Origin of the sequence: Rhizobium sp. CSW-27, assembly GCF_018760785.1 — a bacterium.
GTDB lineage: Bacteria > Pseudomonadota > Alphaproteobacteria > Rhizobiales > Rhizobiaceae > Neorhizobium.
The window spans coordinates 98,231-123,962 of the sequence record NZ_JAHHZO010000010.1 but is presented as its reverse complement, the minus strand read 5'-3'; the positions used below and the strand labels follow the sequence as shown (position 1 = coordinate 123,962).

25 protein-coding genes are annotated in these 25,732 nt (G+C 63.2%); 24 read left to right on the top strand and 1 reads right to left on the bottom strand.

The window, feature by feature from the left end; all coding sequences use genetic code 11:
- The first annotated feature begins 54 nt into the window (after positions 1-54).
- The gene (locus KLP42_RS18700; RefSeq protein ID WP_215568471.1) at positions 55-1,257 is read left to right on the top strand and encodes a glycosyltransferase family 2 protein; all 1,203 of its coding nucleotides are present in this window, start codon (positions 55-57) and stop codon (positions 1,255-1,257) included.
- Positions 1,258-1,471: 214 nt separating this feature from the next.
- Here KLP42_RS18700 and KLP42_RS18695 read toward each other — a convergent pair whose 3' ends face one another.
- Complete coding sequence (locus tag KLP42_RS18695) at positions 1,472-3,394, bottom strand: O-linked N-acetylglucosamine transferase, SPINDLY family protein (RefSeq protein ID WP_252193092.1); 1,923 nt, start codon at positions 3,392-3,394, stop codon at positions 1,472-1,474.
- 317 nt (positions 3,395-3,711) lie between these two features.
- Here KLP42_RS18695 and KLP42_RS18690 point away from each other — a divergent pair, with 317 nt between their 5' ends.
- From KLP42_RS18690 to KLP42_RS18580, 23 genes are all read left to right on the top strand, one after another.
- Positions 3,712-4,647 carry a flagellin N-terminal helical domain-containing protein gene (locus KLP42_RS18690; protein WP_215568469.1) on the top strand — a complete coding sequence of 312 codons (936 nt, stop codon included), beginning with the start codon at positions 3,712-3,714 and terminating at the stop codon, positions 4,645-4,647.
- A 333-nt stretch (positions 4,648-4,980) separates the two neighbouring features.
- The gene (locus tag KLP42_RS18685) at positions 4,981-5,916 is read left to right on the top strand and encodes a flagellin N-terminal helical domain-containing protein (RefSeq protein WP_215568468.1); all 936 of its coding nucleotides are present in this window, start codon (positions 4,981-4,983) and stop codon (positions 5,914-5,916) included.
- Between the two features lie 292 nt (positions 5,917-6,208).
- Complete coding sequence (locus KLP42_RS18680; RefSeq protein ID WP_215568467.1) at positions 6,209-7,177, top strand: flagellin N-terminal helical domain-containing protein; 969 nt, start codon at positions 6,209-6,211, stop codon at positions 7,175-7,177.
- A 281-nt stretch (positions 7,178-7,458) separates the two neighbouring features.
- Entirely contained in the window at positions 7,459-8,106 is a 648-nt protein-coding gene (locus KLP42_RS18675) for a hypothetical protein (protein ID WP_215568466.1), read from the top strand.
- The gene (locus KLP42_RS18670) at positions 8,103-9,488 is read left to right on the top strand and encodes a MotB family protein (protein WP_215568465.1); all 1,386 of its coding nucleotides are present in this window, start codon (positions 8,103-8,105) and stop codon (positions 9,486-9,488) included. The genes KLP42_RS18675 and KLP42_RS18670 overlap by 4 nt, the downstream gene beginning before the upstream one ends.
- Before the next feature lie 2 nt (positions 9,489-9,490).
- Positions 9,491-10,765 (top strand): chemotaxis protein MotC, encoded by a 1,275-nt coding sequence (motC, locus tag KLP42_RS18665; protein WP_215568464.1) that lies wholly within the window; start codon positions 9,491-9,493, stop codon positions 10,763-10,765.
- A 4-nt stretch (positions 10,766-10,769) separates the two neighbouring features.
- Positions 10,770-12,227 carry a flagellar hook-length control protein FliK gene (fliK, locus tag KLP42_RS18660; RefSeq protein ID WP_215568463.1) on the top strand — a complete coding sequence of 486 codons (1,458 nt, stop codon included), beginning with the start codon at positions 10,770-10,772 and terminating at the stop codon, positions 12,225-12,227.
- Positions 12,160-12,732 (top strand): transglycosylase SLT domain-containing protein, encoded by a 573-nt coding sequence (locus KLP42_RS18655; protein WP_502941315.1) that lies wholly within the window; start codon positions 12,160-12,162, stop codon positions 12,730-12,732. Before fliK ends, KLP42_RS18655 begins: the two co-directional genes overlap by 68 nt.
- Positions 12,733-13,015: 283 nt before the next feature.
- A complete protein-coding gene (rem, locus tag KLP42_RS18650; protein ID WP_215568462.1) occupies positions 13,016-13,687 on the top strand; it encodes a transcriptional activator Rem in 672 nt (223 codons plus the stop codon).
- 225 nt (positions 13,688-13,912) lie between these two features.
- A complete protein-coding gene (locus KLP42_RS18645; protein WP_215568461.1) occupies positions 13,913-15,457 on the top strand; it encodes a flagellar hook protein FlgE in 1,545 nt (514 codons plus the stop codon).
- 30 nt (positions 15,458-15,487) lie between these two features.
- Positions 15,488-16,936 (top strand): flagellar hook-associated protein FlgK, encoded by a 1,449-nt coding sequence (flgK, locus tag KLP42_RS18640; protein WP_215568460.1) that lies wholly within the window; start codon positions 15,488-15,490, stop codon positions 16,934-16,936.
- A gap of 5 nt (positions 16,937-16,941) precedes the next feature.
- Positions 16,942-18,027, top strand: a complete 1,086-nt coding sequence (locus KLP42_RS18635; protein WP_215568459.1) for a flagellar hook-associated family protein — start codon at positions 16,942-16,944, stop codon at positions 18,025-18,027.
- Between the two features lie 36 nt (positions 18,028-18,063).
- Positions 18,064-18,411 carry a flagellar biosynthesis regulator FlaF gene (gene flaF, locus KLP42_RS18630; protein ID WP_215568458.1) on the top strand — a complete coding sequence of 116 codons (348 nt, stop codon included), beginning with the start codon at positions 18,064-18,066 and terminating at the stop codon, positions 18,409-18,411.
- On the top strand, positions 18,408-18,857 hold the full coding sequence (flbT, locus tag KLP42_RS18625; RefSeq protein WP_215568457.1) for a flagellar biosynthesis repressor FlbT: 450 nt from the start codon (positions 18,408-18,410) through the stop codon (positions 18,855-18,857). Before flaF ends, flbT begins: the two co-directional genes overlap by 4 nt.
- On the top strand, positions 18,848-19,321 hold the full coding sequence (gene flgD / locus KLP42_RS18620) for a flagellar hook assembly protein FlgD (RefSeq protein WP_215568456.1): 474 nt from the start codon (positions 18,848-18,850) through the stop codon (positions 19,319-19,321). Before flbT ends, flgD begins: the two co-directional genes overlap by 10 nt.
- Before the next feature lie 79 nt (positions 19,322-19,400).
- Positions 19,401-19,667, top strand: a complete 267-nt coding sequence (fliQ, locus tag KLP42_RS18615; protein ID WP_215568455.1) for a flagellar biosynthesis protein FliQ — start codon at positions 19,401-19,403, stop codon at positions 19,665-19,667.
- Positions 19,668-19,773: 106 nt separating this feature from the next.
- Complete coding sequence (flhA, locus tag KLP42_RS18610; RefSeq protein WP_215568454.1) at positions 19,774-21,861, top strand: flagellar biosynthesis protein FlhA; 2,088 nt, start codon at positions 19,774-19,776, stop codon at positions 21,859-21,861.
- Entirely contained in the window at positions 21,858-22,610 is a 753-nt protein-coding gene (gene fliR / locus KLP42_RS18605; RefSeq protein WP_215568453.1) for a flagellar biosynthetic protein FliR, read from the top strand. The genes flhA and fliR overlap by 4 nt, the downstream gene beginning before the upstream one ends.
- 7 nt (positions 22,611-22,617) lie before the next feature.
- On the top strand, positions 22,618-23,028 hold the full coding sequence (locus KLP42_RS18600; protein ID WP_215568452.1) for a hypothetical protein: 411 nt from the start codon (positions 22,618-22,620) through the stop codon (positions 23,026-23,028).
- A 108-nt stretch (positions 23,029-23,136) separates the two neighbouring features.
- Positions 23,137-23,694: a rod-binding protein gene (locus KLP42_RS18595; protein ID WP_215568451.1), complete on the top strand. Its 558-nt coding sequence runs from the start codon at positions 23,137-23,139 to the stop codon at positions 23,692-23,694.
- A gap of 26 nt (positions 23,695-23,720) precedes the next feature.
- Entirely contained in the window at positions 23,721-24,086 is a 366-nt protein-coding gene (locus KLP42_RS18590; protein ID WP_215568570.1) for a hypothetical protein, read from the top strand.
- Positions 24,086-24,625: a hypothetical protein gene (locus KLP42_RS18585; protein WP_215568450.1), complete on the top strand. Its 540-nt coding sequence runs from the start codon at positions 24,086-24,088 to the stop codon at positions 24,623-24,625. Before KLP42_RS18590 ends, KLP42_RS18585 begins: the two co-directional genes overlap by 1 nt.
- Positions 24,626-24,854: 229 nt before the next feature.
- On the top strand, positions 24,855-25,532 hold the full coding sequence (locus KLP42_RS18580; protein WP_215568449.1) for an MDR/zinc-dependent alcohol dehydrogenase-like family protein: 678 nt from the start codon (positions 24,855-24,857) through the stop codon (positions 25,530-25,532).
- The last annotated feature ends 200 nt before the right edge of the window (positions 25,533-25,732 follow it).

Here is a 25,732-nt window from a genome sequence, read left to right as displayed (position 1 = left end):
GTCTAAGCGGCCCTCACGCGCGAAGGGCTCATGATGTTGCACAGGGAGAGCCCCATGCCGGCCACAATACCGATGTTGTCGATCTGCGTTCCAACCTACAACCGCAGACCGATGCTGGAGCGCAATGTCCGTTTCCATCTGGATGCCTTCCGGCGGCTCGGCATTCCTTTCGAGATGGTCATCGTCGATGACCGCTCCACGGACGGCACGCATGAATATCTCGAATCGCTGTCCGGCGTGCCGGAGATCTCCCATCACCGCCGGGTCAAGAACTCGGGTTTCCTCAGCAACTATGCCTTTGCCATGCAGCGCGCCCGCGGCAAGTATGCGCTGTTCCTCGGCGATGACGACCTGCTGATCCCGGAAAAGGTGTCGGAATATCTGCGCATGCTGGAAAACGATCCGGCGCTTGGCATGATCCAGGCGCCGTGGATGCTGGTCAACGAGCGCATGGGCGGCGCCGACATGCAGCCCTTCTATCATATTCCCGGCCCCTCCCGCTTCCAGAAGGGCGAGTACCAGCAGATGCTGGACTTCATCCTTACCCACCACGTCTTCCCGGAATTCCTGATCATCCGGCGCGAGATCCTCGACCAGACCATTTCCAGCCTTGGTCCCTTCATCTTCTGGGCCTTTCTGTTCACCACCCGGGCGCTCGGCAAGGGCGACGTGCTGTTCCTGCCGGCCCCCTTTGCCCGCGTGACCGGCGTTCCCGCCGATGGCGACGTGCAGCAGGGCAAGAAGGAATGCATGTTCCAGTGGGATACCTATCTCGGCGGCCTGGAATATCTCGCCTCGCATGCGCAGATCGCAAGCCGGCTCGGCAATGCCGAACGCATGCACTTCCATGAGCGCTTCGTGCAGTTCATGCTGGTGCGCAAGTCGGTGGCGCTGCGCCTGCTGATGGCCTTCCGCTACTGGCCGGAGGCCTACATTCTTTATCATCGCATGGCGGCCTATCATGCCGCGCCGGCCACAAAGGAGGCCTTCGATCAGGTCTGCACGCTGGCCGCCATCGTCACGGCGCTGACGGAGGCTTCCGGCTATAGCGGCGGGCCGGTGATGGTCGATCCGCTGATCACCGACGAGGCGCTGCAGCTTCTGCCCGACAATCTCAAGGCAAGCGTGGTGCGCCAGTTGCCGCCGGACCATGCGGGGCCGCGCTCCTGGCTGGTGATGCATCCGGATTTTGCCGCCCGCGTGCCACCCGGCGATGGCGTCTTTCAGCTGCGCAACTATATGGCACAGTTCTCCTGACCGGCAGGCCGCCGGGCGCCGCGGCGCACCGCTTCGGCAGTCCCGGTCTCCCCGTTTCTCGTCCCTGACGGGCATCGCCTCAGGCAGGCGGTGCCCTTTTTTCGTGCGGTCTGCCCGGCGGGGCGACGGCAAACAGAAAGCGCTCCCCGGAGGACCGGGGAGCGCTGGACGGCGACCGGGGAGGGGACGCGCGGCCGCCGGAGCGGGGCGTTGCTCAGTCTGCTTCGATGAGGAAGGGCGTGGTGCGCGGCGCAAGCGCCGGCACGTCGATGTGGTCCGGCTCCAGGCCCTGCCGCGCGCGCTCCGCCATCATCTCATAGGCGGTTTCCAGGTGGCGGCAGAAGCGCTCTGCGTCGAACAGCGGCTTCACCAGCCGGTTCTCGTCCAGCCGCTGCCTGAAAGCCTTCACCCGCTCGGGGTTCTGGTAGAGATCCACAGCCATGGCGAGATAATCCGCCTCGTCGCGGGCGATCAGTTCCGGCAGGCCGATGGCGTTCAGCAGGCTTTCCGAGACGCGCGAGGCGAAATGCTGGCCCTTCATGGTCAGCACCGGCAGGCCGGCCCACAGCTGCTCGGACGTGGTGGTGTGGCCGTTGTAGGGATAGGTGTCGAGGCCGACATCGGCAAGCGACAGACGCGCCAGGTGCTCCTCGTAGGGCACCACCTTGGTGAAGATGATGCGGCGGCTCTCGATGCCGGCCGAGGTCAGCTTGCGCAGGATGTTGTCGTGCGCCTCGCTGCTCTTGCACATGATCCACAGTACGCTCTTCGGCGTCGCCTTGAGGATGCGGATCCAGAGATTCATGTTGGCGATCGAGATCTTGCGCGTTGCATTGAACGAGCCGAACACGAAGGCATCCTCCGGCAGGCCCGCATCGGCGCGCCTGAACAGGTCGCGGCGCGGGCGCTGGTGGGGATCGTTCGGCTGGTAGGTGTCCGGCAGTCGGCAGAACTTTTCCCAGTAATGCGGCTTGGCGGCATCCGGCAGCACGTGATGGTCGCCGATGATGTAATCGAGATCGGTGTTGACGGTGGTGCCGGGAAAGCCGAGCCAGGCCACCTGCACGGGAGCTGCCTTGAAGTTGAGAATGCCGGGCCGTCCGCCGCGCGTGTGCCCCTTCATCTCCACCAGAATGTCGATCTCGTGCTCGCGGATCACCTGCGCCGTTGCCGGATAGCTGAGGTCGCGCACATTGACGATGCGGCCCCAGTTGTCGCGTCCGGTCTCGTGCTCCAGATGCTTGGGATCGGTGTAGCAGAACAGCGTCACGTCGAAACGCTCGGGATCATGCGCGGTCAGCACGGCGCGGAACAGCTTCATCGTGGCATGATGCGACCAGAAGTCGGAGGAGAGATAGCCGATGCGCAGCTTGCGTCCCCAGCGGTGCGGCATGGTGCGTCGCTCGGCCGGATGGGTTGCCGGAAAAGCGTCCGCCTTGTGCCCGACCAGCTTGTTCAGGGCCTCGTCCGTCAGCCAGTGCAGATTGTAGAAGGGGGTCTCCACGCCGAGAATGCGGTGGTCGCCGCTGGCGACGAGGCGGTCGAGCCGTGGCTGCAGGCGTTCCATTTCCTGGTAGTTGTTGACTTCGCGCTGTGCCACCAGATGGGCCATGATCAGGATCAGGCTGTTCGGCATCCGGTTGAGCAGGTTGGCGACGGATTCGCGGTCGCGATCGTTTTCCGGTGTGCCGGTCAGAAGCAGGAAGGCCAGGCTGTTGTGCTGGGAGTTCTGGCTCATCGACAGGGCCGGCAGGAAGACGCGCACCATGTCCTTCTCGCCGCGCTTCATGAACAACGAGGCGATGATGAAGGCGAGGTCCGGGTCCTTCTGCGCCCGCTGCAGCAGCGGCCGGCCGAGGCTGAGCGCCATGTCCTCCTGGCCGAGCTCGAAGTAGAGCTTCATGGCCTCCGCATAATGATCCTCCGCCCGAGAGCCGCCCAGTTCCGCCGCCAGCACATAGGTGCGGGCGGCATCCTCGCGAAAGCCGAGCGCCAGCAGTGTGCGCGCCAGAAGCGTATAGGTCTTGGCGTCCCTGGCATGGTCAAGAAGCTTGTTGAGAGACGCCAGGGCCTCGGTGTAGTGGCCGCGATGAAAGCTCTTCGAGGCATCGGAAAACAAGGTCTGCGGGCTCAACATCCAGGCTCCGGGAAAGGGGTTGCCGATCATGGTTCGCGGACGCGCTCATCCACGTTCGATTAGCCATGCTAGACGGCAGACCTTGCCCGAAACCGGTGCTTTCACAGGCTTGACGAATCAATGCCGTTTTCACTGCAATTGTCCATAGCGACTTAAGGAATCCGCAATGAATGTCTGCGAGTGTCATCCTCACATGACGGGTTTGGTTTCCCAGAAGATCCGGAACCGAGTGGGCATGAGGCCAGACGTCATCACCGGTATTCATAGCCCGGTATGTCCCCCAAAAGTAATCCGTCTAACAAGGGACTAAATTCACAATGACCAGCATTCTGACCAACACTGCTGCGATCGCAGCTCTCTCCACCCTGCGTTCGATCAGCAGCGACATGGAAACGACGCAGAACCGCATCTCGTCGGGTTACAAGGTCGAAACCGCTGCCGACAACGCTGCCTACTGGTCCATCGCCACCACGATGCGTTCGGACAACAAGGCCCTGTCGACCGTTCAGGACGCGCTTGGTCTCGGTGCCGCCACCACGGACGTCGCCTACACCGCTCTGGAAAGCTCCATCAGCGTTGTCGATGAAATCAAGTCCAAGATCACCGCCGCTTCCGAACCGGGCGTCGACAAGGAAAAGATCCAGAAGGAAATCGACCAGCTCCAGGACCAGCTGGTGTCGATCGCCAAGTCGGCTTCCTTCTCGGGCGAAAACTGGGTCTATCACACGGCGTCCGCCGGTGCCGGCACGCAGGCCATCGTCGGCTCGTTCAACCGTGACGGCGACGGCAATGTCAGCCTGACCACGCTGACCTACGACACCAACAACTCCTCGCTGATCGAAGTTGACTCCTCCAGCAACTACGTCACCTCCGTCGGTAAGGGTCTGCTGTCCTCGAACATCGAATACACCACCGATGCCGGCTCCACCGCCACGACCTCCTTCTCGGTCCTGACGCTGGACGTTACCACCAACGACCTGACCGTAGCCCTCAAGGCCGTCGACAAGGTTCTGCAGGACATGACGGACGCCGCTGCGGACGTCGGTGCCCTCAACAGCCGCATCGACATGCAGGACGAATTCGTGTCCGACCTGATGGACTCGATCGACACGGGCGTCGGCAAGCTGGTGGACGCCGACATGAACGAAGAGTCGACCCGCCTCAAGGCGCTGCAGACCCAGCAGCAGCTCGGCATCCAGGCGCTCTCGATCGCCAACAGCGACTCGCAGAACGTTCTGTCGCTCTTCCGTTAATCGTCGCACAGCGCCAACCGGAAATCCGATCATGGATCGCGCCCCGCAAGGGGCGCGATCTTTTCGTTTTGAAGGGTCTGCCAAGGTGCATCGCAGACCGTCGTCGTCTCCGCCCCGCCGCCAGCCTTGTCCCGCTCTGCGCCTTTGCGGCAATGTTAAAGAAATCGTGCTCCAGCTTTACCCTTCGTTAACTACGTTAGGGTTAACTGATCTCACTCAAGCGGTGCGTCTCGCTGCTGGTTTCAGCTGAGACGGGCATGAAGCACACCACCTCTTGCCGGAGAGAAACCGGAATGTCCCTGAACCATTCGTCCGCAATAAGGGGCACTTTCTATGACGAGCATTCTGACCAACACCGCTGCGATCGCAGCTCTCTCCACCCTTCGTTCGATCAACAGCGACATGGCGACCACGCAGAGCCGCATTTCGTCGGGTTACAAGATCGAGACTGCCTCTGACAACGCCGCCTACTGGTCCATCGCCACCACGATGCGTTCGGACAACAAGGCCCTGTCGACCGTACAGGACGCGCTTGGTCTCGGTGCCGCCACCACGGACGTCGCCTACACCGCTCTCGAAAACTCGATCAACGTCGTCGACGAGATCAAGTCCAAGATCACTGCCGCTTCCGAACCGGGCGTCGACAAGGCCAAGATCCAGAAGGAAATCGACCAGCTCCAGGATCAGCTGGTGTCGATCTCCAAGTCGGCCTCCTTCTCGGGCGAAAACTGGGTCTATCACACGGCGTCCGCCGGTGCCGGCACGCAGGCCATCGTCGGCTCGTTCAACCGCGATGCATCCGGCAATGTCAGCCTGACCACGCTGACCTACGACACCAGCAACTCCTCGCTGATCGAAGTTGACTCCTCCAGCAACTACGTCACCTCCGTCGGCCGTGGCCTGCTGTCCTCGAACATCGAATACACCACCGATGCCGGCTCCACCGCCACGACCTCCTTCTCGGTCCTGACGCTGGACGTTACCACCAACGACCTGACCGAAGCCCTCAAGGCCGTGGACAAGGTTCTGCAGGACATGACGGACGCCGCTGCGGACGTCGGCGCGATCAACAGCCGCATCGACATGCAGAACACCTTCGTCGCCGACCTGATCGACTCGATCGACACGGGCGTCGGCAAGCTGGTGGACGCCGACATGAACGAAGAGTCGACCCGCCTCAAGGCGCTGCAGACCCAGCAGCAGCTCGGCATCCAGGCGCTCTCGATCGCCAATTCCAGCACGCAGAACATCCTCCAGCTCTTCCAGTAAGACTGACGCAGCAGATATTCTTCTTGCCTCGATCACCAAGGCCGCGCCCCGCGCGGCCTTTTCCGTTGTGGGGAAGGCTTCAATCCAGCCTGGCGCAGGCTTCGGCGTTTTTACTATGTCTTAACGATTGGTTCTTGTGTTCATATGTTGTTAACCATATACGCATGAATCACCGCTTAAGAACGCCGAGCTGACCAACAGGGCAATGATCTCCGGTCAGCGAGCATGATGCGCCCGTGCGTTACCGGTCGAGCCTCCGGTATGTCCCGTCAATTGTCAGGGGCAGTCCTCAATGACCAGCATTATCACCAATACCGGAGCGCTTGCCGCGCTCCAGACCTTGCGCGCCATCAACCAGGACATGGAAACGGTCCAGAACCGGATCTCCTCCGGCTACCGTGTCGAAACCGCGGCGGACAACGCGGCCTACTGGTCGATTGCCACCACCATGCGGTCCGACAACAAGGCGCTGTCCACCGTTCAGGACGCCCTCGGTCTCGGCGCCGCCAAGACGGACACAGCCTATACCGGTCTGGAATCGGCGATTTCGGTGGTCGACGACATCAAGAGCAAGATCGTGGCGGCTTCCGAGCCGGGCGTCGACAAGACCAAGATCAACAAGGAACTGACCGAGCTCAAGAACCAGCTCGCCTCGATTGCCGAATCGGCATCGTTCTCCGGCGAGAACTGGCTCTACAATTCCGCGACAGCCGCCGCGACCACCAAGAATATCGTCGCCTCCTTCAACCGCTCGGCCGATGGCGCCGTCTCGCTGACGACGCTGGAATATGATGCGGCCGGGTCGGTGATGATCGATACCTACAGCGCCGGCCGCGGTCTTCTGACGAAGGACTGGGCGGTGACGCAGCCGAACGGCACGGCCGGCACCACCACCGCCTATTACTATCTGCTGGATGCCAGTTCGACCCTGATGGGGACGGGCGCCGAGATCTCGATCGACAACACCACCACCACCGACCAGCTGTCCGGCATGCTGAGCGCGGTCGAAGCGATGCTGCAGTCGCTGACCGATTCTGCGTCGACGCTCGGCGCCATTACCAGCCGCATCGACATGCAGGACGAGTTCGTCTCCACGCTGATGGACGTGATCGACAAGGGTGTCGGCCGCCTCGTCGATGCCGACATGAACGAGGAATCGACACGCCTCAAGGCGCTGCAGACGCAGCAGCAGCTGGGTATCCAGGCGCTTTCCATCGCCAATACCAACGCCCAGAACATCCTCCAGCTCTTCCAGCAGTAAGCTTCTGGCCCCATCCCGGTCGCGCCGCTGGTCATCGGCGCGGCAATGCCGGATCGCGACTTGCCCGGTCGCGGTCCGGCATCTTCATTTTCGCGCAAGTTTGGCTGCCTAAGGTTCCAATATATTCACGCTCTTTGTCTAAAAACTGGCTGAGTGCGCCGGTATTCCAAACGGGACAGTGTCATGATTGCGTTGGCGAAATTTGCATCCTTCAGCGGCGGCCGGTGCGCCGGAACCTGCCCGACAGCCCGCAACGCCTCTTCCCAGGAAGGAACCGGCCGATGAGCGCGATGCTTGCACGCTACCTGAAGGATTTCGGCGCGGTGCAGCCGCCCGCGCCGCCGATCCTGTCCGAAAGCCTGATGGAGGATGCGGCCGCGCCCTCGTTCTCCTTCGATGCCTTTCCGCCGGAGCCGGAGATCGACATCGATGCCGAGCGCGCCGCGGCACGGGCGGAAGGGGAGGAGGCCGGCCGGCAGGAGATCCAGGCTCTTCGCGAGGCCGACCGGGCCGAGATGGAGGCCCGTCATGCCGAGGAACTCGCCGCCCTGCGTCGCCAGCTCGAAGAGGCTGCCGCGCTGCGGGTGGCGGAGGGATACCGCAGGATGGCGGAAAGCCTCGGCGTCTCGCTGTCCAACCAGGTGGCCGAGGTGCTCGCGCCGGTGATCACCGAGGCACTGGCGGCCAAGGCGGTTGCCGATCTTGCCGAGGTCATTCGCCAGTCGCTCGGTGCCGGCCATGCGGCGGAGCTTGCGGTGCATGGTCCCGCCGATCTTTTCGAGCGGCTGAAGCTGGCGCTTGGAGAGGATGCTCCGGCGCTTCGCCACCAGCCGGCGGCCGATCTCGACATCGCCGTCGATCTCGATGACAGCGTGCTCGTCACGCGTCTGTCCGCCTGGGCGGCCAGCCTGAAGAAGGTGCTGGCATGAGCGAGCAGAACCATCATCACGGCAAGAATGAAATCATCATCGTCAAGAAGCATGGCGGCGGCCACGGTGGTGCGCATGGCGGCGCCTGGAAGATCGCCTATGCCGACTTCATGACGGCGATGATGGCCTTCTTCCTCGTGATGTGGCTGGTCAATGCTTCCAACGAGGAAACCAAGGCCTCGGTGGCCAGCTACTTCAACCCGATCAAGCTTTCCGACGAGACGCCGGCCAAGAAGGGCCTGCAGAAACCGGTGGAATCCTCCGACGGGCAGGAAAAGCGCGAGCGCTCCCAGGTAAAGGCGGACGCGGACAAGGTCGGCTCCGCGGCCGCGACCGGCGAGGACCAGACGTCCAGTTCCGGCGACGAGACCAATTACTCGGAAGCGGACTTTTTCCAGAACCCCTATTCGGTGCTTGCCGAGATAGCCCAGGAGGTCGGGCAGCAGGCAAATGTCAGTGCCAAGGGCGACGGCGGCGCCAACAATTCGGGTCCGGCCACCGGCGCCGAGGGGGGCGAGGCCTTCCGCGATCCGTTCGACCCGGATTTCTGGACCCAGCAGATCGAAACGAAGCGGTCCGACGGCAAGGAGCGGGCGGATGCGGCCCCTTCGCCGGCCGCGCCCGCAGAGCAGGCGGCCCAGGATTCTGTGGCCGAAATGCTGCCGCCGACGCCGCCCGAACAGATGGCGGCCGTCCAGCCCGCGGCGGCTTCGCCGGCGCAGCCGCCAAACCGGGCTGGCGCGCCCGCCGACGCCCCGGCGGATGCGCCTTCCGACGCGGCGCCCGCCGCTCCGGCCGGCGATCCGGCCAAGCCGACCCCGGCGCAGCTTGCGCTTGCCATTCCCCGGCCACGCCCCGATCCGGCCGACATCGATCCGCAGCCGGACGGCAGCGCGCCTCCGACGCTTGCGGATCGCCAGAAGGAGGCCGACGAACTGCGCCAGGCGATCGAGAACCAGATCGCCGGTGTGTCCGGCAAGCTTGCCGAGGGCCTCATCGTCACGCCGGCCGAGGGCGGCGTGCTGATCACCCTTTCCGACCAGAGCGAAACGCCGATGTTCAACATCGGATCGGCGGTACCGCGGCGGGAGATGGTGCTGGCGATGGAAAAGATCGGCGCGCTGCTGAAGCAGCGCCAGGGCGATGTCGTCATCCGCGGCCATACCGATGGCCGTCAGTTCCGCGATACCGGCAACGACAACTGGCGCCTCTCGGCGGCGAGGGCGCACAGTGCCTATTTCATGCTGGTGAAGGGCGGGCTCGAGGAGACGCGGGTGAAGCAGATTTCCGGTTTTGCCGATCGTCGCCTGCAGGTTCCCGATGATCCGCTTGCCGACCGGAACCGGCGCATCGAAATTCTGCTCGAGGATGGCAAGGCCTGACGATGCGGCGAAAGAGGACATCGACCTTCCTGCTTGCTGGCGCGCTTGCCGCGTTCTGGGTGCAGTCCGGTCTGGCACAGCAGCAGCAGGCGGAAGGCCTTGAGCCCTATCAGATGCTGCGCTCGCTGCAGTTCGTGCAGGATACGGTGGTGATGGGCGATCACTCCGCCGCCGAGATGCAGCGCTTCATGCTTTCGGCGCTCGACAAGCGGCTGCGCACGATCAATCCGTCGGCCTTCGACGATCCGCGCAATGTCGATGCCGCGCTGATCTATGCGATGAGCGGCGGCAATCCGGCGACGCTCGAATTCTTGGTTGCGAAGGATGTCTCCGGCAATTTCGATACGCGCGTTGCCGATGCGCTGCGCAAGTATCTGGCCGGCAAGGGCATGCTGGCCGCCAACAGCCTCTCGAAGATGGTGCCGGAATATCGCAACCAGCGGATCGGCCCCTATCTCGCGCTCGTCGCCGGCAATGTCACGGTGACCAAGAGCCCGACCGAGGCCCTGTCCTTTTACGACTGGGCACGGCTGACGGCACCGGGCACGATCGTCGAGGAGGCGGCGCTGCGGCGGTCCGTGGCGATTGCCGTGGAAGCGGACCTGCCCGAGAAGGCGCTTTTCTACGCGCGCCAGTATGCACGGCGCTTCGTCTTTTCCCCTTATGCCAGCCAGTTCGCCGATCTTTTCGTGCGGCTGGTGGTTGCCCATTTCGGCACGATCCATGTGGAGGATATCGACGGGACGCTGGAGGTGATGAACGACGACCGCAGCCGCGAGATCTATCTGCGCATCGCGCGCGAGGCGACGATTGCAGGCAAGAACGAACTGGCTCGCCATGCCGCGCAGCGGGCGGCGGAACGGGGCAAGGACCTGCCGGCCCGTGACGAGACGCTGGCGCGGCTGTTTGGCGGCGTCGCCAAGCTGCCGGACGGAAAGGCGCAGGATGCGGCCCGCATCCTGTCCCAGATTCCGGATGCCGCACTCACCCCGGAGGACCGGGCGCTGAGGGCTGCGGCCCAGCGTGTCGTGGAGGAGGTGCTGCGGCCCCCCGTTGCCGAAAGCTTCGGGCAAGACGACTCAGGCACCGTGAAGAATGACATCAGCGGAGAAACCGTCTCCGCCGTCTCCGGCGATGACAAGGCCGGACAAGCCGCTGCCCCGGGGTCTTCGGCCAGGGCAGGCGCTCAGAAGCTCGATCCAGACTTCCAGACCTATGTCGATAGGGGCCGTTCGACGCTGAATGCCATCGACGATCTGTTGAAGGAGGAGAACTGATTTCATGGTTGCTGTTGATGTACCGACGCGGGCTGCGGCCGGCGATCCCACATCCGCGTCCAGAATTTCCTCGGGCGCACGGTCGGAGGGTGGCGAGGGAGGCTTCGGCAGTGCCCTCGAGAGCCTGGAGCAGGGCAGCCGCCGCGCGGCCGATGACCGCGCCGGGCGCGAGACGCAGGCGGATTCCGATGCCGGCACCGGCGTATCGGACACGGACGAAACAGGGTCCACACCACGGGTCGAACTGAGTGCCGCGACACTGGCACGGTCGCGGGCGCTGGCCGCCATGCAGGCAGGCCTGTCATCCGAGGCAAAGACCGGCAAGGCGGCAGGTGGCGTGGCAAGCGAGGCCGGGCTGGACAAGGCCGCCGACCGGGAAGGCCTGCGCAGCAGGATCGGCAAGACCGCGGCCGCAACGGACGTATCAAGGCGAGGCTCCACGGGCGATGGCGAGACGGCGAGTGCCGAGGCTGCAGACGGCGGCAAGGGCGAGGCGGCGGAGACCGTCCAGGCCAGTACGGCGCCCGATGGATTGACGAGCGTTCTGTCCATGCTCGCCGGCGCCAGCCAGGCCGACGCGACGCTGGCAGGCCGGCAGGCGGGGGCAGCGACGCGCGCCAGTGGCCGTCAGGCCGGCGAAGACAAGCAAGCGGACCGCAGCCAGGCGGTTGCCTCGGCGGCGGAGGCGGAACTCGCGGCACTGTCCGGCGAGCCGCAGAGCCTGGATTTGCCGAGCGGCCAGACACTTTCGACGGATGAGCGGACCTTCCGCTTCTCCTCGTCGCGCGGCAAGGGCGCGAGCATGGAGATGATCATCGGCACCGGCAGGGACGGGCTGGCAAGCGTGGAGACACGCAGCGCCACGACCGGCCAGGCCGAGACCATCGCGGTGCTGGATTCCCGCCGCTTCCTCGGCTTCGGCCAGTCGGTCAACGGCGCGGCGCTGACGGCGGCCATGTCCGGCGATCCGGAATGGGCTGGCGCCATGCAGCCGGGCGCCTCGCTGTCCAACGCGGCGGCCCAGAGCAGCACCGGCAACGTGGTCAATACGCTGAAGCTGCAGATGACGCCGATCGATCTCGGCACCGTCACCGCCACGCTGCGGCTGGTCGGCGACGAATTGAACGTGCAGCTCACCGTGGAGACCCGCGCGGCCCACAAGCAACTGACGCAGGACAGCAGCGGCATCCTCGATGCGCTGCGCGCCCAGGGCTTCTCCGTGGACCAGGTGACGGTTTCCATCGCCCCCTCGTCCTCCGTGACGCAGGCGGCGCAGCAGGACGGGCCGGGGCAGCAGACGGCGGCCGGCTCCGGCCAGGGACAGGGCGGCCAGCCGGGGCGTGAACAACAATCCTCCCAGCCGGGAGGCGGATCGACTGCGGGAATGTTCGAGAATGAAGCTGCGACGGATCATGGCGCTGCCGGCACTGGCGGCGCTCGCCCTGACCATCTCTACGTCTGAGGCCCTTGCCGTCGCGCCCGGTGCCTGTGAAACGCAGATCCAGTCGGCGGCCGCCAAATACGGCATTCCCGAAGGCATCCTCTATTCGGTCGGTCTCACCGAGACCGGCCGCAAGGGCAGCCTCTATCCCTGGGCGCTCAACATCGAGGGCAAGGCCTATTTCCCGGACAGCCGGGCGGACGCGCTGGAGGTCTTTCGCGCGGCGGAGCGGGAGGGGCGCAAGCTCATCGACATCGGCTGCATGCAGATCAACCATCATTTCCATGGCGAGAATTTTCGCTCGGCGGACGAGATGTTCGATCCGAAACGCAACGTGGAATATGCGGCGAAGTTCCTGCGCAACCTTCATGACCGGCATGAGACCTGGACCATGGCGGTAGCGCGTTACCATGCGGGACCCAATAACGACCCCGCCCAGAAGCGATATGTCTGTCGCGTTCTCGCCAATCTGGTCGCCACCGGCTACGGAAAATGGACGCCGGGCGCCTCCGAATTTTGTCGTTGATAACAATCCTGAGTTGATTGACCATAGGCATCGGGTGCTTCGCCGCACCTTTGTCACGTGTTGGCCCAAAACGTGGCAGGTCGAAGGCTGTGTCATAAAAAATTAACTTTTTTGCGGTGCGCTTGTGCCGTTTCGGGCCCTAAGCCACTAAATATGGGCCAAATCGCGACACAATGGTTAATCAACTCTTAAATTCTATGGTTAACTTTGTGTAGTTGTCCGTGAATCCCTCGATTCGTACGCATACTGCATCGAGGCACCACACTGATTCGGAGGCGGACGAATGATCGTAGTGGTTGATGAGCGTGAGCTCGTTAAGGAAGGTTACACTTCACTGTTTGGGCGCGAGGGAGTTCCCTCGACAGGGTTTGATCCGAAGGAATTCGGGGAATGGGTCAACACGGCGGCCGATACGGATATCGACGCGGTGGAGGCTTTCCTCATCGGTCAGACCGAGCGCTCCCTGGAGCTGCCGCGGGCCATCCGCGACCGCACCCAGGCCCCGGTGATCGCAGTCAGCGATCATCACTCGCTGGAAGCCACGCTTGCGCTGTTCGACAGCGGCGTCGATGACGTTGTGCGCAAGCCGGTCCACCCCCGCGAGATCCTTGCACGTGCGGCGGCGATCCGCCGGCGCCTGAAGGCGATTGCCAACTACACCGACATCGGTCCGATCCGGGTGTTCTCCGATGGTCGCGACCCGGAGATCCAGGGCGAGATCTTCCCGCTGCCGCGGCGTGAGCGCCGCATCCTCGAATATCTGGTCGCCAATCGCGGCCGTCGCGTCTCGAAGACCCAGATCTTCAACGCGATCTACGGCATCTTCGACGACGAGGTCGAGGAAAACGTCGTCGAAAGCCATATCAGCAAGCTGCGCAAGAAGCTGCGCAAGAAGCTCGGTTTCGATCCGATCGATTCCAAGCGGTTCCTCGGCTACTGCATCGACTGGAACTGACACAGGCCGGCGGCTCCGAAAGCCCCCCTTCAGCAAGCGTTAAACATGTACAACCCCGGAAATCGACGTCGGTTTCCGGGGTTGTATTTTAGGCTTCGTCGAAAGAACGGCGCGTACCCGCCGGGCTGACGGCAAGGCGCAAGACGAGGAGTGAGGTCGAGACAGACAGCTTCACGCAAGGCCCGTGATCTAGTGTCGCCAGCATAGGCAAAACGGGGATTTGATATGAGCCTTTATGGAACGATGCGCACCGGTGTGTCCGGTATGAATGCTCAGGCAAACCGTCTCAGCACGGTGGCGGACAACATCGCCAACTCGAGCACTGTCGGCTACAAGAAGTCGTCCGCGCAGTTTTCGTCGATGATCCTGCCGTCCTCCAACGGCAGCTACAATTCCGGCGGCGTCAATTCCACGATCCGCTACTCGATCAATGACCAGGGTTCCTTCAGCTACACCACCTCGACCACGGATCTCGCCATCAACGGCGACGGCTTCTTCATCGTCCAGGGCGCCGACGGCGTCGAATATCTGACCCGCGCCGGCAATTTCGAGGTGCAGGACGACGGCACGCTGCAAAATGCGGCCGGTTTCACGCTGATGGGCTATCCCTATTCCTCGACCGAGGACCCGACCATCGTCATCAACGGCTTCGAGGGCCTGAGCGAGATCAACGTCTCGGCCGGTGGCCTGCAGGCGACGCCTTCGGAGGAGGGCTCCCTGTCCGGCAACCTTCCGGCCAACGAGGCGGTCGGCTATTCCAAATCCTCCTCGCTGGTTGCCTATGATTCGCAGGGCAATTCCCGTCTGCTGAACCTGGTCTACACGAAGACGGCCAACAACACCTGGTCGCTCGACATCCAGTATAACGGCGTGTCTATCACCGGCCAGACGGCGGCTGCCTCCGCAACGAGTGCCCTGTCGGGCACGCTGAACTCTGCGGCGGCCACCGGCGATACCTATTCCACCAAGGCCATTGCCTATGGCAGCGACGGCTCCGCCCACACGCTGAGCTACAACTACACCAAGACGGCCTCGGGCTGGGATCTGGAAGTGCTGGACGGCACCACCTCGATCGGCACGTCCTCGCTCACCTTCGATGCCTCCGGCAACCTGACCAGCTCGGCCTCGTTCACCACCACCGCAAACGGCACGCTCGGCGCGCTCACCGTCGATCTGTCCGGCCTGAGCCAGAGCACGGCCGTTTCCTCGGTTTCCGCATCGACGGACGGCAACGGCACCGGTTACGAGCTGACCTTTGACGGTCTCGGCAAGCTGTCCTCGCCGACCAGCATCAGCACCACCAGCCAGACGATTGCCGGGGCCACGCTCAGTGGCATCGACATCGACATCAGTGACCTGTTGCAGCTCGGCAGCGACTACTCCGCAGAGGGCGACATCGACGGCCAGGGCGCAAGCTCGGTCGACAAGGTGGAAATCAGCAAGGATGGCATCGTCTCCATTCTCTACGAGAACGGCCAGTCGATCCCGACCTACCGCATTGCGATGGCGACGGTGCAGAGCCCGAACAACCTTAATCCGCTGGCCGGCAATGTCTACTCGCAGAGCAACGATTCCGGCGTCATCGTCATGGGTTATGCCGGCAGCAGCGGCTATGGCGAAATCCTGTCCGGCGCGCTCGAAGATTCCAATGTCGACATCGGCGAAGAGCTGACCTCGATGATCGAGTCGCAGCGCAACTACACGGCAAACTCGAAGGTCTTCCAGACCGGCTCCGAACTCCTGGAAACGCTGGTCAACCTCAAGAGGTAACCGCCGCACGTTCCGTAAAGGCTCAGTACAATGTCGCTTTCCACAGCACTGTCCACGGCTCAGTCGATCTTCAACAACACCGGCACCCAGACGTCGGTCACGTCGACGAACATTTCCAACGCGCAGAACGCCGACTATTCGCGGCGCACTGCCGTCCTGGTCACGGCGGGCAATGGCGCGCTCGTCGCCACCACGGAACGCGCGCAGAACACCACGCTTTTCCGGCAGACCATCACCAGCACCTCGCTGGCCAGCGGGCAGGAGACGCTGCTTTCCGGCCTGGAGGAGCTGCGCAGCCTGCTCGGCAACAACGATTACGATGCCTCGCCGAGCGCGCGGCTCTCCCAGCTGGTCAGCGATCTCGACGCCTATGCCGCCAAGCCCAACGAGGCGACGCTCGCCTCCACGGTGGTTTCCTCGGCCCAGGACGTCGTCGACACGCTCAACACGGCATCGGACGAGGTGCAGGCGATCCGCACCCGCGCCGATGCAGAGATCAAGACGCAGGTCGACAAGCTCAACACGCTTCTTGCCAAGTTCGAGACGGCCAACAACGACGTGATCCGTGCCACGATCACCGGCAAGGATGCCAACAACGCGCTCGACACGCGTGACGCGCTGCTGAAGCAGATCTCGGAGATCGTCGGCATATCCACCGTCACCCGTCCGGGCAATGACGTGGCGATCTACACCTCGGACGGCACCACCCTGTTCGAGACAATCCCGCGCACGGTCTCCTTCCAGCCGACCTCCACCTACACGGCCAGCGTCACCGGCAATGCCATCTATGTCGACGGCGTGGCGATGAAGGCCGGTACCGGCGCCGACACCGATGCCGAGGGCTCGCTGCAGGCGCTCCTGCAGATCCGCGACGACATTGCCCCGACCTTCCAGTCGCAGCTGGACGAGGTGGCGCGCGGACTGATCGTCGCCTTTGCCGAAACCGGCCCCTCCGGCGCGCTGACGCCGCAGGCCGGCCTGTTCACCAATGGCGTCGATTCGAGCGTTGCAACCGCCGGCACCGTCGTTCCCGGCCTTGCAGGCCAGATCTCGATCAATGCCGCCGTCACGGCCAATCCGCAGCTGGTGCGCGATGGCGGCATCAACGGCACGGCCTATGTGGTCAACACCGATGCCTCGGCCGGCTTCTCCACGCTGCTGGACAGCTATTCGCAGGCGCTCCAGACCAAACAGAGTTTCGATGCCTCCACCGGCATCGACGGCAATCTCGACGTGATCTCGTTTGCCTCCGACTCGGCCGGCTGGCTGGAGAATCTGCGCAGCACGGCAACGTCAGCGGACGAGACCAAGACGGCCGCCCAGTCGCGGGCGGTGGAAGCCCATTCCAGCGAAACGGGCGTCAGCCTCGACGAGGAACTGTCCCTGCTGCTGGACATCGAGCAGTCCTACAAGGCGGCAACGAAACTGGTCAGCACCATCGACGAGATGCTGAAGGCCCTCATCGACGTGGCAGGATAAGGATCATGAAGACCTCATTCACATCGACGATCTCCGTTCAGACCAGTCTGCGCCAGGCAATGGCCAAGGCGCAGAACGACCTGGTGAAGGCGAACGAGGAAGTCACCACCGGCGTGCATGCCGACATGGGCGTGGCGCTGGGCGGCGCCACCTCCCGCAGCATCGACCTGACCCGCGATGTCTCGCGTATCGAGGCGCAGCTGACCACCAATTCGATCGCCGATCAGCGGCTCGATTCCTCGGAGGAGGCGCTGAGCCAGCTCGCGGATCTCGGCCAGAAGGTACTCGATTCGCTGGCGGCTCTCACCAGCAGCACCTCGACGCTCGGCGATGCGCGCGCCACGATGTCCAGCGCGCTCGATTCCTTCACGGACATCGCCAACACGTCGGTCACGGGGGAATACCTGTTTGCCGGCACCAATACCGACGTCAAGCCGCTGACCTCCTATTCGGATGCCGGTTCGCCCTTCAACGCTGCCGTCGATACGGAACTGAACTACTATCTGTCCAGCAACGGCATCGCCTCGAAGGAGGATATGACGCCGGCGCAGATGGATGCCTTCCTGAGCGACCTGGAGTCCAAGTTCAACGGCACGACGACACTGACCGATCCGCCCCATACCGGGCTCGGCGGCCAGGACTTCTGGTCCACCTTCGTCTCGGATGCCTCCTCGACCGACATGACGACGCGCATCAGTTCGACGGAAGTGGTCAGCACCTCCACCAATGCCAACGAGCAGGGCTTCCGGAGTTTTGTGTTCGCCGCCGTGGTCGGCAGCGAGTTCCTGACGGACGAGATGCCGGAAAACGTTCGCAGCGTCGTCTCCGCCAAGGCCACCACGGCCATCGGCAAGGCGATCTCCGGCATCAACGACCAGCGTTCGGCCATCGGCCTGTCGTCGCAGCGCGTCTCCCAGGCCAATGACTCGCTCGAGGCGCAGAAGACGATCATCGAGACGCATCTCAACGATCTCCAGGGTGTCGATGCCTACGAGGCCTCGACCCGCGTGACCTCGCTGCAGGCGCTTCTCGAAGCGGCCTACACTCTCACATCCCGAATTCAACAGCTGAGCCTTGTGAACTTCCTTTGATGGCAAAGGGAAGTGGTGAAAATGAAGGATACATGAATGTACCAGTTTTCATATGCCGAGATCATGGAGGACGACGTCGCTGACGCCAAGTCCCGTGAGCGGCAGGCCCTTGATCGATCCATAGAGCTGCTCAAGGCCGCGCGCGACGCGTCGGATTATTCGCGCGCTGCGATCGAAGCTCTTTTTTACACCCGGCGCGTTTGGATCAGGTTCATCGAGGACCTGCGCCAGCCGGAAAACGAACTGAATGTCGAACTTCGCGCCAATCTGATTTCCATTGCCCTGTGGATACTCAAGGAGTGCGAAAAGATCCGGCGGCGCCAGTCCGACAACTTCCAGGGCCTCATCGACGTGACAACCATCATCAGGGATGGACTTAAATGAAAAGCACTCTGCGCATCTCGCTGAAATCGGGCGAACGAATCTTCATCAACGGGGCCGTCTTGCGGGTCGATCGCAAGGTTGCGCTCGAATTCCTCAACGACGTGACCTTCCTGCTGGAAAACCACGTCCTGCAGCTGGAAGACGCCACGACGCCGCTGCGCCAACTCTACTTCATCGCCCAGATGATGCTGATCAACCCGGAAGGCAAGGAGCAGTCGCTCTCCATGTTCCGCAAGTCGATCACCATGCTGCTCTCCTGCTTCCAGAACGACGAGGTTCTGGCGGAGCTGAAGCGCATCGACGCCATGGTCGTCAGCGGCCGCGCCTTTGACGCGCTGAAGGCGATCCGCGGGCTCTACCCGATCGAGGACCGCATCCTCAACAGCCATGAGATGACGCCGGCAACGGTCGAGCAGATCCGCCGGGAGATCGCTCCATGGCGGTAGATTCGGTCAGCAGCAGCACGTCCAGTTCCAACCCCTGGGCCAATGCGGCAGCCTCCAGCACGGATGCCAACAATGCGAGCCTGAACTATGACAGCTTTCTTCAGCTGCTGATCGCGCAGATGAAGAACCAGGATCCGACCGATCCCATGGATGCGTCCGAGCAGATCTCTCAGCTGGCCTCCTTCTCGCAGGTGGAACAGACGATCCAGACCAACACCCACCTGAAGAGCATGCTGCAGGCGGAAGCCCTGACGCGCGCCGGTGACCTGGTCGGCAAGTACGTCATGAGCGCCGACGACACGGTGATGGGCAAGGTCAAGGAAGTGCAGGTCTATTCGGACGGCGTGATCGCCGTGACCGAAGCCGGCGACAAGGTGCTGCTGCAGGCAGGCGTCGTCGTCTCCGACCAGGCCATCGAATCCACCTCGTCGTCCGACAGCGAGAGCAGCGACAGCAGCTCCTGATGCCTCGACGCGACAACCGGATCCCGGTAGAACGGGATCCATCGAATCGCTGCCATGAGGGCGGCAGGGAGTGGCTTGGATGAACGAAGCCGATGCACTGGAAATCATGCAGGCCGCCATGCGCACGGTCCTGATCGCGTCCGGACCTGCGATTCTGGCGGCCATGGTCGTCGGCGTCGGCGTCGCCTTCCTGCAGGCACTCACCCAGGTGCAGGAAATGACGCTGACCTTCGTGCCGAAGATCGTCGCCATTCTGCTGGCGGTCGGGCTTACGGCTCCCTTCATCGGCAGCCAGATCTATCTCTTCGCCGAGCTTGTCTTCTCCCGCGTCCAGTCCGGCTTCTGACGCTGCGCGAGGCCTGCGCCTGCCTCGCGCAAGCTTCGCCGTCTAGGCTTCAGATGAACCGGCGTAACAGGCGTTGCGCCGCCTTCTCATGAAGAGACGGAATTCCATGGCGCAACCACCTGCACTCACCATTCCCAAGGTCAGTCCCAGCGGCCGGGACATTGGCTTCGCACTTGGCATCATCGCCATTCTCTGCATCCTTTTCCTGCCCATTCCGACCTTTCTGATCGATATGGGCCTGGCCTTCTCCATCGCCTTTTCGGTGCTGATCCTGATGGTGGCCCTGTGGATCCAGCGGCCGCTCGACTTCTCGTCATTTCCGACCATTCTGCTGATCTCCACGATGATCCGTCTGTCGCTCAACATCGCGACGACGCGCACCATCCTCACCCACGGGCACGAGGGCCATGATGCGGCCGGCGGCGTGATCGCCGGCTTTGCCTCGCTGGTGATGTCCGGCGACTTCCTGATCGGTGTGATCGTCTTCATGATTCTGGTGACGGTCAACTTCATCGTCATCACCAAGGGCGCCACGCGTATCGCGGAAGTCGGCGCCCGCTTCACCCTCGATGCCATTCCCGGCAAGCAGATGTCGATCGATGCCGACCTTTCGGCCGGTATCATCGACGAGAAGGAGGCGCAGCGCCGCCGTCGCGAGCTGGAAGAGGAGAGCATGTTCTTCGGCGCCATGGACGGCGCCTCGAAATTCGTGCGCGGCGATGCTGTGGCCGGCCTGATCATCACCGCCATCAACATTTTCGGCGGCATCATCATCGGCTATTTCCGCCACGGCATGCAGATCGGCGAGGCGGCGGACGTCTTCGTCAAGCTGTCGGTGGGTGATGGCATCGTCTCGCAGGTTCCGGCCCTCGTCGTCTCGCTGGCGGCGGGCCTGCTCGTGTCGCGCGGCGGAACGCCCGGCACCGCCGACAAGGCGGTGCTCGACCAGCTCGGCGGTTATCCGCGCGCGCTTTCGCTGGCTGCCGCGCTGATGGGCGTTCTGGCGCTGGTGCCGGGCCTGCCCTTCATTCCCTTCGTCGCGCTCGGCGGCGTCATGGCTTTCGGCGCCTGGATCGTGCCGCGCCGTCTGGAGGCCGAAAACAAGCTGCGCCGCGAGACCGAGGAGAAGAAGGTCAATCTGACCAAGGAGACCGAGAAGGATTCGGTCAAGTCCATGCTGCGTACCTCCGAGATCGAGCTGGCGCTCGGCAAGCAGGTCTCCACCCGGCTGCTCGGCGCGCACCAGGAACTGGCCTTCCGGGTCGGCAAGATGCGCAAGAAGTTCGCCACGCAGTACGGTTTCGTGGTGCCGGAAATCAAGGTCACCGACGACATCTCGATTCCGGAGAAGTCCTACCAGATCCGCATCCATGGCACGACGATCGCCTCCAACACGCTGCGTGTCGGCGATGTGCTGGTGGTGACCGGCTCGGGCCGCAAGCCCTCGATCCCCGGCGACGAGATCCGCGAGCCGGCTTTCGGCATGCCGGCGGTCTCGATCCTCGAAGCCTTTGCCGACGACCTGAAGCGCGAGGGTTTCCACCCCATCGACAATGTCTCGGTGGTGCTGACGCATCTCTCCGAGGTGATCCGCAACAACCTGCCGCAGCTTCTCTCCTACAAGGACGTGAAGATCCTGATCGACCGGCTCGATCCCGAATACAAGAAGCTGGCCGACGAGATCTGCTCCTCGCACATGTCCTATTCCGGCCTGCAGGCGGTGCTGAAGCTCCTGCTGGCGGAGCGGGTGTCGATCCGCAACCTGCACCTCATCCTCGAGGCCGTGGCCGAGCTTGCACCGCATGTGCGCAAGACCGAGCAGATCGTCGAGCATGTGCGCGTACGCATGGCCCAGCAACTGTGCGGCGATCTGGCCGACAACGGCGTGCTGCGCGTTCTGCGCCTCGGCAGCAAGTGGGACCTGCTGTTCCACCAGGCGCTGAAGCGCGATCCCAAGGGCGAAGTGGTCGAGTTCGACATCGACCCGCGGGCGCTGGAGGAATTCAGCGAGCAGGCGAGCCGGGTGATCCGCGAATTCATGGATCGCGGCCTGCCTTTCGTGCTGGTGACCTCGCCTGAGACGCGCTCCTATGTCAGAATGATCGTTGAACGCCTGTTCGCGACGCTTCCAGTTCTTTCGCATGTGGAACTCGCCAAGGGGCTAGACATCAAGATTCTGGGCTCGATTTCATGATTACAGACCCGCAGGGGACCATGCTGGCGCTCTTCCTGGCCTTTTGCCGCATGGGAGGCTGCATCATGACCCTGCCGGGTTTCTCCAGTGCCCGCCTTTCGGGCAATGTCCGCCTGTTCCTGGCGGTGGCGGTCTCGATGGCGATCCTGCCGCTGATCTGGGACAGCGTCTATCCGGCCGCAGCCTCGCCCGGGGCGACCTATGTCGGCCTGATCTTTTCGGAAAGCCTGATCGGCGTGGTCTATGGCATGATCGCCCGTATCTACGTGCTCGGCCTGCAGTTTGCCGGCGCCATCCTCACCATGGCGATCGGCTTCACGGCGCCGGGCGGCCATGACATCCTCGAAGACACCTCGGAAACCTCCGTGACCAGCCTGATCGTCTTCTGCGGGCTGATGCTGCTGTTCATCATGGATTTCCACCACATCGTGTTCCGCGCCCTTCTCGATTCCTATGCCGCGACGCCGGTCGGCGCGCTGATCGAGCCGCAGAAGATGCTGATCACCATGACGGACACGCTGCGGGCCTCCACCTATATCATGCTGCGGCTGGCGAGCCCGTTCCTGATCTTCGGCCTGCTGTTCAACGTGGCCATCGGCCTCGTCAACAAGCTTGCGCCGCAGATCCCGGTCTACTTCATTTCCACCCCCTATCTCGTCACCGGCGGCATCTTCATGCTCTACCTTGCGATTGCCGCCATGGTGCGGCAGTTCGCGCAGGGGTTCGGGCCGGTGTTCAACTCCTTCTGAGGCGATCATGGCAGACAGCGGCCAGACCCGATCCAGCAAGCTGAAGCGGCTCGTCGCCGTGCAGCGTCACCTCGAGAAGATGGCGGAGGGGGAACTGGCCGGCGCCACCCGCCAGCGCGCCGAAGTGGGCGAGCAGATGGATCTGGTCATCGGTGCCATCGGCTCCATGACGCCACTGCACATGCAGTTCTCTCGTCATTACTCGGAGCGCTTCGGTCGGCTTATGGTCAAGGACAGCCAGCTTGCCGGCGTGCAGCAGGTGCTGGAGGCGCGCGTGCTGCGCGAGCGCACCAAGGGCGACCGTCTTGAGGATCACATGAAGGATGCCTTGAGCCTGGAAGACCGCGAACGCGACGACAACGCCGTCTACGATCTTCTGGAAATCACCCTGGCATCGGGAAAAAGCAAGCAATATTAGCAGCTTGAAACGGAAGTCGCCGCACTTTCTGCGTCACGCGGCCGTCACGCCAGCCTAAAGCAAGCTTCACCGCGCATAGTCTCGCCACACAGACGAAAGGACGTTCAAGTGGCGATCTCTCCTCCCACCGATCTCGTGATGGATGTGCTGCGGGCAGCAGACCCGAGCGACGTGCAGGCGGCCCAGGCGAAGCTCAAGGCAAATCGCGCGGCCTTTGCCGCAACCTCGCTCGCCTCGACAGACAAGGGATTTTCCGTGGCCGTGGACCGGCTGGATGAGACCGGCACCAAGGCCGGCCTGCACCTGCCGGCCAGCGCGGCCAAGGCCGACAAGATGCCGGAGGAATATCGCAAGTTCGAGGCGTCTGTCCTGCAGACCTTCGTCAATTCCATCCTCCCCAGCGACAGCGAGGAAGTTTACGGCAAGGGCTCGGCCGGTGAATTCTGGAAGAGCATGATGTCGGAACAGATCGCCAACCAGATCAGCGAAAGCGGCGGCGTCGGCATTGCCGAGCAGGTCTATTCGCAGTCCCTGCAGAAGATGCGCAATGGCGGCGAACTGAATGCCCGCACGGACGAGAACGAGCGCAGCCGCGCCCTGTCCATGATCGACGATTTTGAACGCAAGGTATTCGACCTCGCCCCGGCAGACGGGAGCAAGGCATGACAACGCAGCACGGCGGGACCGAACATATGGAAGTTATCTCGAATGATTATCGCATCAAGACAGTCCTTGGCCGGCTGGAGATGATCATCGACAACGAGAACGAGCGGATCGGCAAGGATCCGCAGTTCGACCTGAAGGTGTCGAACGCGCACAAGAGCCGCTGCCTCTACGAGCTGACCATGCTGTTCCGCAGCACCAGCCCGCAGGAATTCGCCAGCAATCACATCGAGCAGATGCATGCGCTGAAGACCAAGCTCGCGCTCAATGCGCGGCGCGTCGAGGCCCATCTCAACGCGGTGCGCACCGTGGCGGATCTCCTGAAGAACGCGGTGCGCGATGCCGATGGCGACGGCACCTACACCCAAGAGCAATTCTACTATAGCGAATCCTGATGGTTAAGCTGCTCCTCACCGGACTCTGGGTCTGTGCCGTGACATTGGGCGCGGTGTATTTCTCCGTGCAGATGGCGGCACCGCCCCCGCCGGTGGACGAATCGCAGCTGCTGAAGGACAAGAGCGAACTGGTGAAGGGCGAGGCGATCAACGTCCCTGTCCTCGCCAACGGCGCCGTGCAGGGCTATTTCATCACCCGTGTCTCCTTCCTCATGGACAAGGAAAAGGTGAAGGGCCTGCACCTGCCGCTGACCGAACTGATGACCGACGAGTTGTTCACCCTGCTCGTCGGCGATCGCATGGTCGACCTGTCCGACGTGAAGTCCTTCGATCTCGAGGCATTCAAGACGCGCGTCAAGGAGAACCTCAACAAGAAGTTTGGCGACGATTATGTCATCGAGCCCCTGGTGGAGCAGATCGACTATCTTTCCAAGGACGACATTCGCGCCAATAGCGAGCGCCCGCAGGGCAAGCAGGTGATGCCGACCAAGATCGTCGAGGGCGTGAAGGTCGATGCGGCGGCCAAGAGCGGCCATTGACCGACAGCATCGTTAACGATCGCGGAATCGGCAGGCTCGGATTTGACCGGCGGGATTAGGCCGGGTTTCACCGCGGCCTGATAGATGAAAGGCTTCCGCCTGACTGTCTTGCGAGGTTTTCCTGAGAGTGTCCCATGCCGCACGATCCCGCCATCCTGATCCCGGCCATCCGGCGCGATCCGCGGGCGTGCCGCTTCATCCGGCAGGCCAGGATCGGCAGAGCAGGGGCATGAACGGTCCGGCGACGGCCTTCGAGCCCCTGTCACGGCGGGCGCTCGACGCGCCGTCGCCGCCATCCGGCTGGGGGGAGAGCCTTGCCAGGCTTTCGGCCTGTGCCGAGAACCGCATTGGCTGCCGCGCGGTCATTTTCCTCGACCTGCCCAGGGTGTTGCGCGCCGCGCTCGATCCTGTCTACCGGACCTGGCTTGCCGGGCAGATCCTCCTGCCGGCAGGGCGCCTTGCCGCTGCGCTGCTCGGGCTGGTCCGGCCGGGGCAGCCGGTGGCAAGCCTCGTGCCGCACCGTTTCGTGCCGTCACTGCTCACCTTCATGGAACACAGCCGCCATATCCTGCTGATCGGCCCCGATTCCGCCCGTCTGGAGGCGGCCCGCGACAGGTTTCGTGCCCATGCGCCGTGGCACGTCTTTTCGGTGATCGTGCTGGAGACCACCGTTTGCGGGCGCGCCCGCTCGGCCATGGACGGCGCGATCGAGCGGCTGGGGGCGGATGTGGTGATCGCCGATGCCGGCGACCCGGAAACCGAGATCCGGCTGCAGACCTATCTTTCCTACCGGCATGACGGGCTGGTGCTGCTGGCGCAGCCCGCATTTGCCGCCGGTGCCGGATCTGCACGCGGCGGGGTGCGGCTGATCGCCGGCGTTAACCGTTTGTTTGCCAGAAAACTTTAGCCTTTCGCAATGCGGAAGCCGACCTGGCGGGAGCCCCTGCGCCGTTCCCGGCGGCCTGCTTCGACGGATGACGGTTCGGCCGGCGCATGATGCGACGGCGAGCCGAAGCGGGGCCTTGCCCGGCAGATCCTTTACCTTCTTCCTTCCAGCGCCATGACGGGCGTATTCTGGTTTCAGGGCGCGTGGCCTCGCCATCTGTC

Excerpts from the sequence above, each read along its gene's own strand:
- KLP42_RS18700 (WP_215568471.1), top strand. The coding sequence starts at position 55 with ATGCCGGCCACAATACCGATGTTGTCGATCTGCGTTCCAACCTACAAC.
- KLP42_RS18695 (WP_252193092.1), bottom strand. The coding sequence starts at position 3,394 with ATGTTGAGCCCGCAGACCTTGTTTTCCGATGCCTCGAAGAGCTTTCAT.
- KLP42_RS18690 (WP_215568469.1), top strand. The coding sequence starts at position 3,712 with ATGACCAGCATTCTGACCAACACTGCTGCGATCGCAGCTCTCTCCACC.
- KLP42_RS18685 (WP_215568468.1), top strand. The coding sequence starts at position 4,981 with ATGACGAGCATTCTGACCAACACCGCTGCGATCGCAGCTCTCTCCACC.
- KLP42_RS18680 (WP_215568467.1), top strand. The coding sequence starts at position 6,209 with ATGACCAGCATTATCACCAATACCGGAGCGCTTGCCGCGCTCCAGACC.
- KLP42_RS18675 (WP_215568466.1), top strand. The coding sequence starts at position 7,459 with ATGAGCGCGATGCTTGCACGCTACCTGAAGGATTTCGGCGCGGTGCAG.
- KLP42_RS18670 (WP_215568465.1), top strand. The coding sequence starts at position 8,103 with ATGAGCGAGCAGAACCATCATCACGGCAAGAATGAAATCATCATCGTC.
- motC (WP_215568464.1), top strand. The coding sequence starts at position 9,491 with ATGCGGCGAAAGAGGACATCGACCTTCCTGCTTGCTGGCGCGCTTGCC.
- fliK (WP_215568463.1), top strand. The coding sequence starts at position 10,770 with ATGGTTGCTGTTGATGTACCGACGCGGGCTGCGGCCGGCGATCCCACA.
- KLP42_RS18655 (WP_502941315.1), top strand. The coding sequence starts at position 12,160 with ATGAAGCTGCGACGGATCATGGCGCTGCCGGCACTGGCGGCGCTCGCC.
- rem (WP_215568462.1), top strand. The coding sequence starts at position 13,016 with ATGATCGTAGTGGTTGATGAGCGTGAGCTCGTTAAGGAAGGTTACACT.
- KLP42_RS18645 (WP_215568461.1), top strand. The coding sequence starts at position 13,913 with ATGAGCCTTTATGGAACGATGCGCACCGGTGTGTCCGGTATGAATGCT.
- flgK (WP_215568460.1), top strand. The coding sequence starts at position 15,488 with ATGTCGCTTTCCACAGCACTGTCCACGGCTCAGTCGATCTTCAACAAC.
- KLP42_RS18635 (WP_215568459.1), top strand. The coding sequence starts at position 16,942 with ATGAAGACCTCATTCACATCGACGATCTCCGTTCAGACCAGTCTGCGC.
- flaF (WP_215568458.1), top strand. The coding sequence starts at position 18,064 with ATGTACCAGTTTTCATATGCCGAGATCATGGAGGACGACGTCGCTGAC.
- flbT (WP_215568457.1), top strand. The coding sequence starts at position 18,408 with ATGAAAAGCACTCTGCGCATCTCGCTGAAATCGGGCGAACGAATCTTC.
- flgD (WP_215568456.1), top strand. The coding sequence starts at position 18,848 with ATGGCGGTAGATTCGGTCAGCAGCAGCACGTCCAGTTCCAACCCCTGG.
- fliQ (WP_215568455.1), top strand. The coding sequence starts at position 19,401 with ATGAACGAAGCCGATGCACTGGAAATCATGCAGGCCGCCATGCGCACG.
- flhA (WP_215568454.1), top strand. The coding sequence starts at position 19,774 with ATGGCGCAACCACCTGCACTCACCATTCCCAAGGTCAGTCCCAGCGGC.
- fliR (WP_215568453.1), top strand. The coding sequence starts at position 21,858 with ATGATTACAGACCCGCAGGGGACCATGCTGGCGCTCTTCCTGGCCTTT.
- KLP42_RS18600 (WP_215568452.1), top strand. The coding sequence starts at position 22,618 with ATGGCAGACAGCGGCCAGACCCGATCCAGCAAGCTGAAGCGGCTCGTC.
- KLP42_RS18590 (WP_215568570.1), top strand. The coding sequence starts at position 23,721 with ATGGAAGTTATCTCGAATGATTATCGCATCAAGACAGTCCTTGGCCGG.
- KLP42_RS18585 (WP_215568450.1), top strand. The coding sequence starts at position 24,086 with ATGGTTAAGCTGCTCCTCACCGGACTCTGGGTCTGTGCCGTGACATTG.
- KLP42_RS18580 (WP_215568449.1), top strand. The coding sequence starts at position 24,855 with ATGAACGGTCCGGCGACGGCCTTCGAGCCCCTGTCACGGCGGGCGCTC.